Annotated in this window: 16 protein-coding genes and 1 tRNA gene; 14 read left to right on the top strand and 3 right to left on the bottom strand. The window is 67.0% G+C overall.

Annotated features, from left to right (window positions below; genetic code table 11):
• Positions 1-107: 107 nt before the first annotated feature.
• Entirely contained in the window at positions 108-827 is a 720-nt protein-coding gene (locus J2X01_RS16390; RefSeq protein ID WP_310059734.1) for a response regulator, read from the bottom strand.
• On the bottom strand, positions 824-2,533 hold the full coding sequence (locus J2X01_RS16395; protein WP_310059737.1) for a sensor histidine kinase: 1,710 nt from the start codon (positions 2,531-2,533) through the stop codon (positions 824-826). The genes J2X01_RS16390 and J2X01_RS16395 overlap by 4 nt, the downstream gene beginning before the upstream one ends.
• Positions 2,534-2,672: 139 nt before the next feature.
• Here J2X01_RS16395 and J2X01_RS16400 point away from each other — a divergent pair, with 139 nt between their 5' ends.
• The 10 genes from J2X01_RS16400 (at position 2,673) to J2X01_RS16445 (ending at position 12,467) form a co-directional block, all read left to right on the top strand.
• Positions 2,673-4,022: a cation:dicarboxylate symporter family transporter gene (locus J2X01_RS16400; RefSeq protein ID WP_310059741.1), complete on the top strand. Its 1,350-nt coding sequence runs from the start codon at positions 2,673-2,675 to the stop codon at positions 4,020-4,022.
• Positions 4,023-4,281: 259 nt separating this feature from the next.
• Positions 4,282-5,181, top strand: coding sequence for a ParA family protein (locus tag J2X01_RS16405; RefSeq protein WP_310059744.1), 900 nt, complete (start codon positions 4,282-4,284; stop codon positions 5,179-5,181).
• An 8-nt stretch (positions 5,182-5,189) separates the two neighbouring features.
• Positions 5,190-6,041, top strand: coding sequence for a segregation and condensation protein A (locus tag J2X01_RS16410; RefSeq protein ID WP_310059747.1), 852 nt, complete (start codon positions 5,190-5,192; stop codon positions 6,039-6,041).
• A complete protein-coding gene (scpB, locus tag J2X01_RS16415) occupies positions 6,038-6,739 on the top strand; it encodes an SMC-Scp complex subunit ScpB (protein WP_310059750.1) in 702 nt (233 codons plus the stop codon). Before J2X01_RS16410 ends, scpB begins: the two co-directional genes overlap by 4 nt.
• A gap of 111 nt (positions 6,740-6,850) precedes the next feature.
• Positions 6,851-8,110 carry a pseudouridine synthase gene (locus tag J2X01_RS16420; protein WP_310059753.1) on the top strand — a complete coding sequence of 420 codons (1,260 nt, stop codon included), beginning with the start codon at positions 6,851-6,853 and terminating at the stop codon, positions 8,108-8,110.
• Positions 8,111-8,112: 2 nt separating this feature from the next.
• A complete protein-coding gene (locus tag J2X01_RS16425; protein ID WP_310059757.1) occupies positions 8,113-9,222 on the top strand; it encodes a prephenate dehydrogenase in 1,110 nt (369 codons plus the stop codon).
• Positions 9,222-9,950: a (d)CMP kinase gene (gene cmk, locus J2X01_RS16430; protein ID WP_310059760.1), complete on the top strand. Its 729-nt coding sequence runs from the start codon at positions 9,222-9,224 to the stop codon at positions 9,948-9,950. Before J2X01_RS16425 ends, cmk begins: the two co-directional genes overlap by 1 nt.
• 43 nt (positions 9,951-9,993) lie before the next feature.
• Positions 9,994-10,692, top strand: a complete 699-nt coding sequence (locus J2X01_RS16435; protein ID WP_310059934.1) for a lysophospholipid acyltransferase family protein — start codon at positions 9,994-9,996, stop codon at positions 10,690-10,692.
• A complete protein-coding gene (gene der, locus J2X01_RS16440; protein WP_310059763.1) occupies positions 10,689-12,239 on the top strand; it encodes a ribosome biogenesis GTPase Der in 1,551 nt (516 codons plus the stop codon). Before J2X01_RS16435 ends, der begins: the two co-directional genes overlap by 4 nt.
• A gap of 151 nt (positions 12,240-12,390) precedes the next feature.
• A tRNA-Pro gene (locus tag J2X01_RS16445) sits at positions 12,391-12,467 on the top strand.
• A gap of 75 nt (positions 12,468-12,542) precedes the next feature.
• Here J2X01_RS16445 and J2X01_RS16450 read toward each other — a convergent pair.
• Positions 12,543-13,412, bottom strand: a complete 870-nt coding sequence (locus J2X01_RS16450) for an Fpg/Nei family DNA glycosylase (protein ID WP_310059766.1) — start codon at positions 13,410-13,412, stop codon at positions 12,543-12,545.
• A gap of 147 nt (positions 13,413-13,559) precedes the next feature.
• Here J2X01_RS16450 and gcvH point away from each other — a divergent pair, with 147 nt between their 5' ends.
• The 4 genes from gcvH to J2X01_RS16470 all read left to right on the top strand — a co-directional run bounded on the left by gcvH (position 13,560) and on the right by J2X01_RS16470 (position 15,817).
• Positions 13,560-13,946: a glycine cleavage system protein GcvH gene (gcvH, locus tag J2X01_RS16455; protein ID WP_310059769.1), complete on the top strand. Its 387-nt coding sequence runs from the start codon at positions 13,560-13,562 to the stop codon at positions 13,944-13,946.
• Positions 13,947-14,097: 151 nt separating this feature from the next.
• Positions 14,098-14,574 carry an FHA domain-containing protein gene (locus J2X01_RS16460; RefSeq protein WP_310059772.1) on the top strand — a complete coding sequence of 159 codons (477 nt, stop codon included), beginning with the start codon at positions 14,098-14,100 and terminating at the stop codon, positions 14,572-14,574.
• A 23-nt stretch (positions 14,575-14,597) separates the two neighbouring features.
• Entirely contained in the window at positions 14,598-15,314 is a 717-nt protein-coding gene (ftsR, locus tag J2X01_RS16465) for a transcriptional regulator FtsR (protein WP_310059776.1), read from the top strand.
• Positions 15,314-15,817, top strand: a complete 504-nt coding sequence (locus J2X01_RS16470) for a bifunctional nuclease family protein (RefSeq protein ID WP_310059778.1) — start codon at positions 15,314-15,316, stop codon at positions 15,815-15,817. Before ftsR ends, J2X01_RS16470 begins: the two co-directional genes overlap by 1 nt.
• Positions 15,818-15,889: the final 72 nt, after the last annotated feature.

The following is a 15,889-nucleotide window of genomic DNA, read 5'->3' on the forward strand; positions in this document are numbered from 1 at the left end:
CAACCCGCCAGGGGGCCCCAAGGGAATCTGATACATCCCGTCCTGACATCTCCGGAGGTGTTTGGGAAGGACTAACTCAAGTCATATCAGCCCGGCGGGGTGAAAGCTTACGACGCCGGCCGGGCCCAGCGGTATTCGTTCTCCGGCCGGCCGGGCGTGCCGTAGCGCGCGGTCCGCGTGACCGTGCCCGCGTCGGCGAGGTATTCAAGATAGCGCCGGGCAGTCACCCGGGACATGCCGAGAGCGTCCATCACTTCGCTGGCCGACACGGCCCCGGGCTGCTGCTTCATGAAGTCCTGGACCGATTCCAGCGTGGACGTCGCCAGCCCCTTGGGCAGCGGCAGCTCCGACGGGGCCCGCAGGCTCGCGAACGCCTGGTCCACATCGCTCTGCGACGCCCCGGGACCGCCCTGCCCGGCGGCGGGGGAGGCCAGTTGCTCGCGGAAGTGACGGTAGCTCGTGAGCTTGTCCGCGAAGGTGGCATAAGTGAAGGGCTTGATCAGGTACTGGACCACCCCGATGGCCACCGCGCTGCGGACAATGGTCAGTTCCCGGACGGCGGTGATGGCGATGATGTCCGCGAACAGCCCGGCCGCACGCATGCGGCGGGCGATGTCGAGGCCGTGCAGGTCCGGAAGGTTCATGTCCAGCAGCACCAGGTCCACCGGGGTGCCCGCAGCCGCGAATTCCGTCATCAGCCGGAGCGCCGAATGCCCGTCCGGGGCCGCTCCGGCCACCGTGAATCCCTCCAGCCGGCCGACATAGGCGGCGTGGGCGGCTGCTGCGATCGGCTCGTCTTCGACGACGAGTACGCGGATGTTGCTCATGGCTTTCCCTCGGTGGTCAGTGGTGCCGGCGGCGCTGCCGGCAGTATTGCCGGCGGAGCCGTCGGCAGCGTGACGCGGAACAGGGCCCCGGCCGGGCTCGAGATTGTCATCGTGCCGCCGAGCCGCTGCACCGCCTGGCGGACCAGGGCCAGGCCGAGGCCCCGGCCGAACGGCCCCGGAGACTTGGTGCTGAAGCCGTGCCGGAAGATGTCCTCCACGGCCTGCGGATCGATCCCGGGACCGCTGTCCTCCACGCTGATTTCCAGGGACCCGGCGGACGCTGCCACGGTGAGCTCCACGAGTTTCGGCGCCGGTGCCTCGGCGGCGGCGTCGATGGCATTGTCCAGGAGGTTGCCGAGGATCGCGACGAGGTCCTGTACTGCCAGCCCGGTCGCCAGGGCCGGACCCTGCCCGTCCCCGGCCGTGTTGAGGGTCAACTCGACGCCGCGCTCGTGGGCCTCGGCGGCCTTGCCCATGATCAGGGCCCCGAGCACGGGCTCGTCGATGGAGCTCACCACGTCGTCGGTCAGCCGCTGGCTGAGTTCAAGGTCCCCGGTGGCGAAGTCGAGGGCTTCCGCTCCGCGTCCTAGTTCCATCAGGGAGACGATGGTGTGCAGCCGGTTCGCATGCTCGTGGGTCTGGGCCCGCAGGGCGTCGGAGAGGGTGTGCATGGTCTCCAGCTCGCTGCCGAGCGACTCGATTTCGGTGCGGTCGCGGATCGTCGCCACCGTCCCGTAGACGGCCGCGTTCGTCCGCCCCCCGGCGGAACCGGGCCCCACGGCCGGTCCCTGGTTCACGACGAGGATGCGGGAGCCGGTCAGATGGATCTCGTCGAAGGCGGTCCTTCCCGATTCGAACAGCTCCCGGAGGCTGGGGGCCAGCGGGAGCGCCTCGAGGGACGGTGCCTCCTGCCGCCCGCCGCGGCCGGACCCGGCGGGCGCGCCTCCGGCGTCGGAGGAGAGTGGTGCCAGTCCCAGCAGTTCGGCGGCCTGGTCGTTGTACATCACGACCTTGCCCTTGGGATCGATCAGGATGACGCCCTCGCGGACCGAGTGGAGCACCGATTCGTAGTAGGCGAAGAGCTGGGCGAGCTGCTCCGGACCCCAGCCGCGGGTCACCTGGCGCAGGTACCGCCCCAGCAGCCAGGAGGCCAGCGATCCGGCGGCCAGCAGCGCCAGCCCGATGGCTGCCAGCGCCGTCAGCCGGCCGGAAACGGCGATGTCCACCGTGCGGACGGTCACTCCGGCGGCCACCAGTGCCCGCACGGTGCCGTCCGCGTCCTGGACCGGCGCGATCGTGCGCACGGAGGGGCCGAGCGTGCCGGCGGTGATCTCGGTGAAGACCTGGCCGTTCAGGGCCGCCTCAATGGACCCGATATAGGGTTTGCCCAGCTCCTCATCCCGGGGGTGGGTCCACCGGGTGCGGTCCGGCGCCATGATCGTGATGAAATCCGCATCCGCGTGCTCCATGACCTTCATCGCATAGGGCTGCAATACGGCGGAGGGGTCCGCGGCGCCCGCCGCGTCCAGCACCAGGGGATTGTCGGCCACCGCGGTCGCGACGGCGGCCATCCGCCGGCCGGCCTCGTCATAGGACCGGTCGCGCGCATCAACGAACGCGGCAGTGCCGACAACGGCCGTCAGCGTCAGCATGAACAGCAGATGGGCCACAAACAGCCGTCGGGCGATGCTCCAGCGGTGGATCATCAACACCTTCCATGACCAATATGAACGCAACGGTGATGCGCGTCACTGAATCCCCAATGATGGTGGAACACGCAGAACGGACGTGACGGGCCCCACAGCCTGTGCCGCACCGACGTCCAGCCTATCCAAGGAGAACACCATGACCTCTCAGCGAGGAGAGTCAGCGGCCGCGACGCCGGCCAAGAAGCGCAAGGGACTCGACAAATCCCATTATCTCTATATCGCGGTCATCGCGGCCGTTATCCTCGGCGCCCTGGTCGGGCTCATGTTCCCCGAGGTCGGCAAGTCCCTCAAGCCGTTGGGCGACGGGTTCATCAAACTCATTAAAATGATGATCGGCCCGGTCATCTTCTGCACCATCGTCCTCGGCATCGGCTCCATCGCCAAGGCGGCCACGGTCGGCAAGGTCGGCGGTCTGGCCCTGGGCTACTTCATGGTGATGTCCACCTTCGCGCTGGCCATCGGCCTGGTCGTCGGCAACCTGATCCACCCGGGCGAGGGCCTCAAGCTCGCCCCCTACGACCCGAACAAGAAGGCGGCCACGGACAGCACCGTCGACTTCCTGCTCGGCATCATCCCCGGCGACATCCCGGTCCTGCCGACCCTGCTCGGCGCGATCCTGGTCGGCTTCGCCCTCCAGCAGATGGGCCCCCAGGGTGCCCCGATCCTCAAGGCAGTCGGCTACGGCCAGGCCCTCGTCTTCCGCATCCTGGTCATGATCATGTGGCTGGCCCCGGTCGGAGCCTTCGGCGCGATCGCCGCCGTCGTCGGTGCGACCGGCATGCAGGCCATCTTCAGCATGGCCACCCTGATGATCGCCTTCTACATCACCTGCGCCCTGTTCATCGTCGTGGTCCTCGGCGGCCTGCTCAGGATCGTCGCCGGCGTCAACATCTTCCGGCTGATGAAGTACCTCGGCCGCGAATACCTGCTGATCTTCTCCACCTCATCCTCCGAAGCGGCGCTGCCGCGCCTGATCGCGAAGATGGAACACCTCGGCGTGTCCAAGCCCGTCGTCGGCGTCACCGTTCCCACCGGCTACTCCTTCAACCTCGACGGCACGGCCATCTACCTGACCATGGCCGCACTGTTCGTCGCCAACGCCATGGGCACCCCGCTGGACCTCGGCGCCCAGGTTTCGCTGCTGGTCTTTATGATCATCGCTTCCAAGGGTGCCGCCGGTGTGACCGGCGCCGGCCTGGCCACCCTGGCCGCCGGACTCCAGGCGCACGCACCTCAGCTGCTGGGCGGCGTGGGCATGATCGTCGGCATCGACCGGTTCATGTCCGAGGCCCGCGCCCTGACCAACTTCACCGGCAACGCCGTCGCCACCGTCCTGATCGGAACCTGGGTCAAGGAGATCGACGGCGGACAGGTCGAACGGGTCCTCTCCGGCAACGAACCCTTCAACGAGGAGACCATGATCGCCGGTCACGGAACTGACCCGGAGGCTGTGGCTCCGGAGCAGCCGGTCCTGGCCAACGCCTGAGCTGTTCCAGCCGCGCCGGCCCCGCCGGCCGCTGACCGGGACCGCCCGGACGCCGCAAGCGTCCGGGCGGTTCTGCGTGCCACGCCGGTAACCTTCGACTTCTACCAGAAGGTTGAGGCTCAAATTTTGGCCGCTGTCAAGGTTCACGGAATACCGTGTCGGGCGCTGTAACCTTGGGAGGAACAAGATCGGCCCTGGAGGCCCAGCGGCAGCAAAACCAGGCACCACAATCACCGTCATCGAAAGTGTGGATAGATACGTGAGCAGCGAACAGGGTTCAGCAACTCTGGAAGGCACCGAACTCGATCTGGAAGATGCCGTCATGGGCCCCACGGGGCGCCCCCAACGCGACTTTCCGGAGCCCGCTCCGCTGTCATCCCACGGCCCCGCGCGCGTCATCGCCATGGTCAACCAGAAGGGCGGAGTGGGCAAAACCACCTCCACCATCAACCTTGCCGCCGCACTCGCTGAGTACGGCCGCCGCGTGCTCCTCGTGGACTTCGACCCGCAGGGTGCCCTCTCCGCCGGTCTCGGCATCAACCCGCACGAGCTGGACCTCACGGTCTACAACGTCCTGATGGACCGCAAGGTCGACATCCGCGACGCCATCCATCAGACCGGCGTCGAGAACGTGGACCTGCTCCCGGCCAACATCGACCTGTCCGCCGCGGAAGTCCAGCTCGTCAACGAGGTCGCCCGCGAACAAGTGCTGGACCGGGCCCTGAAGAAGGTTGAGGATGACTACGACGTCGTCCTGATCGACTGCCAGCCCTCGCTGGGCCTGCTCACGGTGAACGCACTGACCGCCGCCCACGGCGTCATCATCCCACTGATCTGCGAGTTCTTCGCCCTGCGCGCCGTGGCACTGCTGGTGGAGACCATCGACAAGGTCCAGGACCGCCTGAACCCCCGGCTCCAGGTCGACGGCGTCCTCGCCACCATGTATGACGCCCGCACACTGCACAGCCGCGAGGTGATATCCCGCCTCGTGGAGGCCTTCGGGGACAAGGTCTTCGAGACGGTCATCAAGCGGTCCATCAAATTCGCGGACGCCACCGTCGCGGCGGAGCCCATCACCAGCTACGCCGGCAACCACATCGGCGCCGACGCGTACCGCAACCTGGCCAAAGAGCTTATTTCGCGCGGCGGCGCGCCCTAACCGGGGCCGTGGCAGAATCGGCTGCTCCCACGGCGGAGCTGGCGGCACCGGCCGAGAAGAAGCCGGGCTTCGAGGTCCGGCTCGCCAACTTCACTGGGCCCTTCGACCTGCTCCTCGGGCTGATTTCCAAGCACCAGCTGGACATCACGGAAGTGGCGCTGTCCACCGTCACCGATGAGTTCATCAAGTACATCAAGGGCCTCCAGAACTTGGGCGAGGAATGGGCGCTCGATGAGGCCAGCGAATTCCTCGTCATCGCCGCCACCCTGCTGGACCTCAAGGCGGCCCGGCTGTTGCCGGCCGGCGAGGTTGAAGACGAGGAAGACATCGCGCTGCTCGAGGCCCGCGACCTGCTCTTCGCGCGGCTCCTGCAGTACAAAGCGTTCAAACAGGTGGCGGGCATGATGGGGTCCACCCTGGAGCAGGAGGCCCGCCGGTATCCGCGGCAGGTCGCGCTGGAGGGACACTTCGCGGCACTGCTGCCGGAACTCCTCTGGCGGCACACCCCGCAGCAGTTCGCCGGCCTGGCCGAGGCCGCGCTCAAACCCAGGGAAGCCGCGCCCACCGAGATCGGCCTCACCCACCTTCACGGCACCCCCGTCAGCGTCAAGGAGCAGGCCGAACTGCTGGGCCGCCGGCTCCGGCTGGGCACCCCGCTCACCTTCCGCGCGCTGATCGCCGACGCCGGGTCCACCCTCGTGGTCGTGGCCCGCTTCCTGGCACTGCTGGAGCTGTTCCGGGACAAGGCAGTGGCCTTCGAACAATTGCTCCCGCTGGGGGACCTGACGATCCGCTGGACCGCGGATGGGGACGCCTGGAGCAGCGAAAACCTGAGCGAAGAATATGAGGAGCAGCCATGAACAATACCGTGCCCGGACAAGCAGCCGGGCCGGCAACCGCTGCAGCCGGCCCAGCAGCGGCCAACGACGCCGGCCCCGACGTCGGCAGCCTCCCCGGCGGCGCCCGTGCCGCGCTCGAGGCTGTCCTGATGGTGATCGACCAGCCGGCGACGGCCACCGAGTTGGCCTCGGGCCTGAACCTGACCGTCGACGTCGTCGAGGGGCTGCTCGTGGAACTGCAGCGGGAGTATAACGGCTATACTGTTAATGCCCCGGATGTGCACGATGCCAGTTTCAACGGCTTCAGTTCCACCCCCCGGGGTTTTGAATTGCGGAATATCGCCGGAGGCTGGCGGATCTATTCGCGCACTGAGTTCGCGGACATCGTCGGCGGATTCGTGCTGGAGGGACAGACAGCCAGGCTGACGCAGGCGGCGCTCGAAACGCTCGCCGTCATCGCTTACCGCCAGCCCGTATCACGGGCGAGGGTGTCTGCAATTCGAGGAGTCAATGTTGACTCTGTCGTGCGGACGCTGACGCAGCGGGGGCTGATCGAGGACTCGGGAACTGATCCGGAGTCCGGGGCGAACCTGTACCGCACGACGTCGTATTTCCTGGAGCGCATGGGAATCGGCTCGGTGTCGGAATTGCCGCAACTTTCACCCCATCTTCCGGGGCTGGAAGGCATCGAAGAGTTCTACGACGCAGGAAGAATGTAGGCAGGAACAACTGCCTACGCACGGGTATCCACCAGGGCAAAGGCTTTTTGCCCCAGCCGGCGGGGGTTGTCGGGAGACAGCGGCCGTTGGCCAACAAACGAAGGACGGGTCATGACACAGGCGGGACGCCAGGGTTCACCACGTAACAGTTCGGGACGCAACAGCGCCGGACAAAACTCAGCGCAGGGCTCCGGCCGCGGCGCACCAGGCGGTGCAGGCCGCGGCGCCGGCAGCCGCGGCGGCGGAGCCGGCTTCAAGGGCGGCGCAGACCGCCCCTTCAAGCACCCCAAGCCCCGCGAAGAGGCTTTCATCGATCCGGACCTGCAGGGACCTGACGGCGCGCCCGCCGGCCGGCCCGCCTCCGGCGACTGGAAGTCCGCAGCACCGTCCGGTAAAGCACCGTCCGGTAAAGCACCGTCCGGCAAGGAAGCTGCCCGCAAGGCTGCCGCCCGCAAACCCGGCTTCGGCAAGGCCCCCGGCACGCCCGGCGCGCTCAAGCCCAAGCCGCGCACCGGCGCCCCCAGGACCGCCGGCGCCCGCGCCTTTGGCAGCGAACGCTTTGGCCAGAGCCTCGGGCCCGTGCGCAAGCCGGCCCGTAAGCGCGGACCCCGCGCCGAAGTGCCCCAGTCCGAACTGCACGACTCCGACGGCATCCGCCTGCAGAAGGTCATGGCCTCGGCCGGCGTCGCCTCACGGCGCGTCTGCGAGGAAATGATCGCCGAGGGCCGCGTTGAGGTTGACGGCCAGGTCGTCACCGAACTCGGCGTCCGCGTCGACCCGAAGACCGCCGTGATCCATGTCGATGGTCTGCGCATCCAGCTGGACGAGAACATGGTCTACATGGTGTTCAACAAGCCCAAGGGTGTTGTCTCCACGATGGAGGACCCGGACGGCCGTCCCTGCATCAGCGACTTCGTCCGCAACAACCACGGCGAACGCCTGTTCCACGTCGGACGCCTCGACGTTGCCACGGAGGGGCTGCTGCTGCTGACGAACGACGGCGAACTCGCCAACCGACTCACGCACCCCTCCTACGAGGTCCCCAAGACCTACCTGGTACAGGTCCGCGGGCCGTTCCCGCAGGGCATCGGCGCCGAGCTCAAGGCCGGCGTGGAACTCGAGGACGGCATCGCGTCGGTTGACTCCTTCCGGCTCGTGGACTCCACCCCGGGCCACGTGCTGATCGAGGTTGTGCTGCACTCGGGCAAGAACCGGATCGTCCGTCGACTCTTCGACGCCGTCGGCTTCCCGGTGCTCCGCCTGGTCCGCGTAAAGATCGGCCCCATCGGCCTCGGCGACCAGCGCCAGGGCAGCATCCGGAACCTTGGCAGGCAGGAAGTCGGCCACCTGCTGGCATCCGTAGGGCTGTAGGCGTGTCCGCCTTTCGCACCCTCGGCCGCGGCCACCTCAACGGTCCGGTCGTGGTCGTGGGCACCGGGCTCCTGGGCACCAGCATCGGGCTGGGGCTGCGGGGCCGCGGAGTGGCCGTCTACCTCTCCGACCCTTCGCCTACCAACCAGGCCGTCGCCGTTGATATCGGTGCGGGCCTGCCCTTGGCGCGCCTTGACGGTGACCAGCCGGAACTCGTTGTCGTCGCAGCACCGCCGGATGTCACGGCGGACGTTGTCGAACGCGCCCTCGCCGACTACCCCGGGGCCACCGTCGTGGACATCGCCAGCGTAAAAGCCGGCATCCAGGCCGAGCTCCGCAGCCGCGGCGCCGACCTCAGCCGCTACGTGGGCACCCACCCGATGGCCGGCCGTGAAAAATCGGGTCCGGTTGCGGCCCGCGGCGAGCTCTTCACCTCCATGCCGTGGGTCCTGTGCCCGTCCGCGGAGTCCCTGCCGCGGGCCCTGCAGACAGCCCGGGCGCTGGCCGTGGACCTCGGCGCCGTCGTCGCCGAATTCGGGGCCGAGGAACACGACGAGGCAGTGGCGCTCGTCTCGCACGTGCCCCAGGTCGTGTCCTCGCTTGTGGCCAGCCGGCTGCAGGGCACCCCGCTGCACGCGCTGTCCCTCGCCGGCAACGGACTGCGGGATGTCACCCGGATCGCGGCGAGTGATCCGACCCTGTGGGTACAGATCCTCGGAGCGAACGCCGAGAAGGTCGTGGAGATCCTGCATGGCGTCCGCGAGGACCTCAACCGCGTCATCGGCACGCTCGAGAACCCGACAGCGCCCGGTGCCCGGCTGGACCTTGCCCAGCTGATCAGCGAAGGCAACGCCGGCCAGTCCCGGATCCCGGGCAAGCACGGCGGACCGCCGCAGGCCTACTCCTGGCTGACGGTCCTGGTGGATGACACGCCCGGACAGATCGCCAGGCTCCTGACGGAGATCGGCGAAATCGGCGTCAACCTCGAGGACCTCCGGCTGGACCACTCCTCCGGACAGAACGTGGGCATGGTGGAAATCTCCGTGCTGCCCAACAAACACGAACTGCTAATCGAAGCCCTCAATGACCGTGGATGGCGGGTACTCCAGTAATGACCCAGGAACTGATTGAAACCGTGGAAATTCTGCGCCCCGGCAAGAGCCTTGTCGTCGCCATCGACGGGCCGTCCGGATCGGGCAAGTCCAGCGTCAGCAAAGAGGTGGCACGCCGGCTCAAGCTGGCCTACCTCGACACCGGCGCCATGTACCGTGCCCTGACCTGGCTCTGCCTGGACAGCGGCACCGACCTGGATGACGGCGCCGCCGTCGAGGCTGCAGCCGAGAACCTTGTGCTGGAAATCAGCACGAGTCCGCTGGAGGACTACGTTCGGGTCGGCGGCACCGACGTCACGCTCGCGATCCGCGAGCCGGCCATCTCCGCCGCCGTCAGCGCCGTTGCCACCACACTCGGGGCCCGTACCGAACTGATCCGCCGGCAGCGCGAACTAATCAAAAAGCACCACCACCGCATGGTGGTCGAAGGCCGGGACATCACCACCGTCGTCGCGCCCCATGCCGAAGTGCGGATGCTGCTCACCGCAAGCGCGGAGGCGCGCCTGCGCCGCCGCGGCATCCAGCTTGGCGGCAGCCAGAACGCCGAACAGCTGGCAGCGCAGGTGACCCTGCGCGACGCGAAGGACTCAACCGTGGTGAACTTCACCCGGGCCGCCGACGGAGTGGTGACGCTGGACTCCTCGGAGCTCGACTTCGCCCAGACCGTTGACGCAGCACTCGGCATCGTGCACGGCATCGTCAACCACCAGGCGCTCCACCGTGACTGACGCCGGGCAGCGGCCGCCGGCCCAGGTCCCGTCCCCGTGGACAATGCTCTGGAGCCGGCCCGTGGGCTGGACCCTGGACCATGTCCTCTACCGGACCTCGGTGACCGGGCGGTCCAACGTCCCGGCCACCGGACCGGTGATCTTCGCCGGAAACCACATCAGCTTCCTGGACGGGCCCGTGATGTTCGGGGCTTCCCCCCGGGCCATGCACATCCTGGTCAAGAAGGAAATGTTCACCGGCGTCCTGGGCCAGGTCCTCCGGGCCTCCGGCCAGCTGGCGGTCGACCGCACGGGTGACCGGGCGGCCCTCCTCACAGCCAAGAGCGTCCTCGACGCCGGACGGTGTGTCGGGATCCTCCCCGAAGGGACGCGGGGGAGCGGCGAAGCCTCCGCCATCAACAAGGGGGTCGCCTGGCTCGCGCTGAACTCCGGTGCGACAGTGGTCCCCGTGGCCATCCTCGGTACCCGGCAGGCCGGCGAACACCTCGACGCCGTTCCGCGGTTCCGCCGTCGGCTGCACGTCAGCTTCGGCGGGGCCCTCAATGTCAGCCGCAGGCCCGGCGAGACCGGGCGTGTTTCAATGGACAGGGCCGGAACCGAGATCCGCGCCGCGCTGGCCCGCCATGTCCAGGACGCGATCCAAAAAACCGGGCAGCCCCTGCCCGACGCGGATTCCCCGCAAGAACGTCATGAAGCAGTAGCCGGGACGCCGGCAGATCACCCCATAAGGAAAGTGCAATGAGCGATACGACTCAAACCTCCGGCCAGTTTGGCGCCGGCGAAGACGAATACACGCCCACCGGCACGGACCAGGTGGCCGAGCACCTCGCCGCCCTGGACGATGAGGAAGCGGAGCTCCGCGCGGCCTCCCTCCGGGCCGGCCTGGACGACTACGAGCTGGACGAAGACGACGCCGCCCTCCTGAGCGGCGCGTACGACGACGAGGATTTCGACGGCCCGGTCAAGCTTGACCCGGTCCTGGCCATCATCGGCCGGCCCAACGTGGGCAAGTCCACCCTGGTGAATCGGATCCTGGGCCGCCGCGAAGCCGTGGTGGAAGACACCCCCGGCGTCACACGTGACCGGGTCATGTACTCGGCCACCTGGAACGGCCGGAACTTCACCGTCGTCGACACCGGCGGCTGGGAGCACGACGCCCGCGGCATCCACGCCCGCGTCGCCGAACAGGCCGAGATGGCCGTGGAGCTCGCCGACGCCGTGCTGTTCGTCGTCGACTCCGCCGTCGGCGCCACCGCCACGGACGAAGCCGTCGTGAAGATGCTCCGGAAGTCCAAAAAGCCGGTCATCATGGTGGCCAACAAGGTGGACGACTTCGCGCAGGAAGCCGACTCGGCCAGGCTCTGGGGACTCGGCTTCGGCGAGCCGTACCCCGTCTCCGCTCTGCACGGCCGCGGCGTCGCCGACCTCCTGGACCACGTGATGGACACTCTGCCCGAGTACTCCACGATCGAAGGCCTGGAACGCTCCGGCGGTCCGCGCCGCATCGCCCTGATCGGGCGCCCGAACGTTGGCAAGTCCTCGCTGCTGAACAAGCTGGCCGGCTCCGAGCGCGTAGTTGTGGACAACACCGCCGGCACCACGCGTGACCCGGTCGATGAGTTCATCGAACTCGGCGGCCGCACCTGGCGCTTTGTCGACACCGCCGGCATCCGCCGCCGCCAGCATATGGCACAGGGCGCGGACTTCTACGCCTCCCTGCGCACGCAGAGCGCCCTCGAAAAGGCGGAGGTCGCCGTTGTGCTCCTCGCGGTGGACGAAGTGCTCAGCGAGCAGGACGTCCGCATCCTGCAGCTGGCCATCGAATCCGGGCGGGCACTGGTTCTCGCCTTCAACAAGTGGGACCTGCTGGACGACGAACGCCGCACCTACCTGGAGCGCGAAATCGAGCAGGACCTGGCCCACGTGGCGTGGGCTCCGCGCGTCAACATCTCGGCGCTGACCGGGTGGCACAAGGACCGGCTGGTCCCGGCCCTTGACACCGCCCTGGAAAGCTGGGACAAGCGGATCGCCACGGGCCGGCTCAACGCCTTCCTGGGCGAACTGGTTGCCGCGCACCCGCACCCGGTCCGCGGCGGCAAGCAGCCCCGCATCCTCTTCGGCACCCAGGCGTCCAGCCGGCCGCCGAAGTTCGTGCTCTTCACCACCGGGTTCCTGGATCCCGGCTACCGCCGCTTCATCACCCGCCGGCTCCGCGAGACCTTCGGGTTCGAGGGCACGCCGATCGAGGTCAACATGCGTGTGCGGGAAAAGCGCGGCAAGAAGCGTTAATTCCGACACACCTGCCCGTGACATGCTGAAAGTGGCGCGGGCACCCTCCGGAATCGTGTAAGCTTTTGGAGGTGGTTCGGCCGGACTGCTCAGATGAACTCTTCTGGATAAACAAGAGAGTAATCATCAGGGCGGAGAACGGCGGGACTAACGGGCTGTAGCGCAGCTTGGTAGCGCACTTGACTGGGGGTCAAGGGGTCGCAGGTTCAAATCCTGTCAGCCCGACCAACAAGCAATTACCCCGCCATTCCCGATCAGGGAATGGCGGGGTTTTCTGTTTCTCCGCGGTGGTTCCCAGGCGGGCTATTTCAGGAACCGCGACGTCCGGCGGTCGGCCAGGATCTTTCCCTTGGTCTGGCAGCCCGGACAGTACTGCAGGGCCGTGTCCGCAAAAGAAACCTCGCGAACGGTGTCACCGCACACCGGGCACGCTTCACCCGTCCGGCCATGGACCCTCATGTGGCTTCGCTTGGTGTCCTTGAGCTCCCTGGGCGGCTTGCCGCTGGCTTCCTGCAGGGCTGTCCCCAGAATGTTGTGGATGGCATCGTAGAGGACCTGGACCGTATCCCGGTCCAGGGTTCTGGCCACAGCGAAGGGTGAGATCCTGGCGGCGTGCAGGATCTCGTCACTGTATGCGTTCCCGATGCCGGCCATTGCGCTCTGGCTCCGCAGCACGCCCTTGATCTGCTGGGAACTGCCGGCCAGGATCCCGGCCAGGGCATCGACGTCGAACCCGGGACTGAACGGGTCCGGCCCCAGGGCGGCGATTCCCGGGACGTCCTGCGGACCGCGGACCACATAGATGGCCAGGCTCTTTTTAGTGCCCGCCTCGGTCAGATCCAGGCCCAGCGGGCCGGACTCACCGGAAAACAACAGCCGCGCCGCGAGATGTCCTTTGCCCATTTTCAGCGGAATATCGTGCGGCGTGTCCGTGAAGCGGACCCAGCCGGCCCTGGCCAGGTGGAAGACCAAATGCAGGCCGTCGGCCTCCACGCTGACGAACTTTCCAAAGCGGCGCACCCCGGTCACGGTCCTGCCCTCCAGCTGGGAGAACGGCGGATCGGCCGTTTTGAGCACCGCGAAGGAGACGAGCTGGAACTTCGTGACCACGGCCCCGCGCAGGTGGACGGCGAGAAAATCCGTCAGGGCCGCGACTTCTGGAAGCTCAGGCATTTGCCTAGCCGTTACCGGCTTGTTCGGTCATGGCCCCATCATGTCAGAGTCCTCCCCGGGTCCGGCCGGATATGCCTATACTTTCAGCGGCGGACAGTTCAGGTGACCGCCGCCGACATTGGTGATTGACCCGAGGAAAGGCCCGTCATGAGCAACATTCCCGAAGAGCTGTCCTACACCGCAGAACACGAATGGGTGTCTGCCCCGAATGCCGACGGCGTTGTGCGCGTGGGCATCACCGATTTTGCCCAGGACGCGCTTGGGGACGTCGTCTATGCCCAGATGCCGGAGGCCGGCACCACGATCAAGGCAAACGACGTCATCGGCGAGGTGGAATCCACCAAGAGCGTCAGCGACATCTACGCCCCTGTTTCCGGTGAAGTTGTCTCCCGCAACGAGGCGCTCGACACGGACTCGGCCCTGATCAATTCCGATCCGTATGGCGATGGTTGGCTGATGGAAATCAAGCTCGCGGAAGCCGACGCGATCGAGTCGTTGCTCAGTGCATCGGAGTACGAACAACAGGTAGGCTAAAGAGAAGCCCATTCGGGCCGGGCCGTTGAAACAGCCGTTGGTAAACCAGCGAAACAACGTCCCGCCGAGGGGTGAATCCCGGATTTGCCGGGCATTTCCGGACGGCATGCGTTGTTTGCAGGGGGGACACCTGCAACGAATGGAGGAATCAATGTTTGGGCACGAACGCAACAACACCGGTGACGGTTTTGGCACGGGTGGAGTGAAGGCTTCGGAGACCACGTCGATCAACCTCACTCCGGTCCGCGATGAACCGACCATCACGCCGAAGCTCTCGGTAGAGGAGCGGGCCGCGGTTGAGGCGCTGCCGTACGGTTCTGCCCTGCTGGTGGCACACAGCGGACCCAACATGGGCGCCCGCTTCCTGCTGGACTCGGACATCACGACGGCGGGCCGGCACCCGGACGCCGACATCTTCCTCGATGACGTCACGGTTTCCCGCCGGCACGTCGAGTTCCGCCGCACAGCGCGCAGCTTCGAAGTCGTGGACACCGGAAGCCTGAACGGCACCTACGTGAACCACGACCGCGTCGACAGTGTCGAACTCAAGTCCGGCAACGAAGTGCAGATCGGGAAGTTCCGCCTCACCTTCTACCTGAGTCCTGCCCGCGCAGCAGGCAACGTCTGATTCCGGGGTAGCTGCCTGTGGCCATGGCACAAGCGGAACGGCGCGGACCCCAGGTTCTGAACATCGGGGAAGTCCTGGCTCAGCTGAGTGACGACTTCCCCAGCATGACCGCGTCAAAAATCCGGTTCCTGGAGGAAAAGGGACTGATCAACCCCCAGCGGACCCCGGCCGGGTACCGGCAGTACGCCGAAAGCGACGTCGAGCGGCTGCGCTTCGTGCTGGCGCTCCAGCGCGACCAGTATCTGCCGTTGAAGGTCATCAAGGACTACCTCGAAGCCATCGACCGCGGAGAACGCCCCGAGAACCTGCCGCCCGGCGTCACGGTCTCGCCGCGGATCGTCTCCGAGGAACTGGCGTCCGAACTGCAGAACCGGGTCCGCCGGCTCACCGAGGAACAACTCCGCGCCGAGTCCGGCGCGAGCGTGCCGATGCTCGAGTCGCTGCTGAGCTTCGGCCTGATCGGCCACGTCAACGGCAAATTCGATGAATACGCCCTCCAGGTCGCCCGTGCGTGCGTCCAGTTGGAGGGCCACGGCCTGGAACCACGGCACTTGCGGCCGTTCCAGGCGGCCGCCGAACGCGAGTTCGGGCTCGTGGAGCGAGCCGTGGCGACGCTGACCTCGCGCAAGGATGCCGCTTCCCACGCCCGTGCCGCCGAGGAGGCCCGGGAGATCAGCGAGTTGTGCCTCAGCCTGCACCGGGCCCTGGTCCTGGACCGCATCTCGAGGATGGACATCTGATGATTGAGGTGGAAATTGTAGGCGTGCGGATTGAACTGCCCTCCAACCAGCCGCTGGTCCTGCTCAAGGAGATCCACGGGGAGCGGCACGTGCCGATCTGGATCGGCACTCCCGAAGCCAGCGCCATCGCCCTCGCCCAGCAGGGGGTCGTGCCGCCGCGCCCGATGACCCACGACCTGCTGATCGACGTCGTCGAATCCCTCGGCCACACGATTGTCAGCGTCAATATCGCCGCCGTGGAGGACAACATCTTCTACGGACAACTCCAGTTCGACAATGGGACCACGGTCAGTTCCCGGGCCTCCGATGCCCTGGCGCTGGCCCTCCGCGCCAAGTGCCGGATCTGGTGCGCTGAGGCCGTGATGGAAGAGGCCGGCGTCAGGATCACCGAACACGACGAGGGTGAAGACACCCATCCCGGTCCCGCCGTCGACGAAGAGGGGGAGTTGCGCCGCTTCCGCGAGTTCCTCGACGACGTCGAACCCGAGGACTTCGCCGGCTGAGGCCACCCAAGGTTAAAGCCGAGGATGAAAGTTTCGACACGCCCCGGCAATTCCCCCAAGGTCTTTGACCTT

Source organism: Arthrobacter ginsengisoli (genome assembly GCF_031456935.1).
In the GTDB taxonomy this organism is placed as follows: domain Bacteria; phylum Actinomycetota; class Actinomycetes; order Actinomycetales; family Micrococcaceae; genus Arthrobacter; species Arthrobacter ginsengisoli.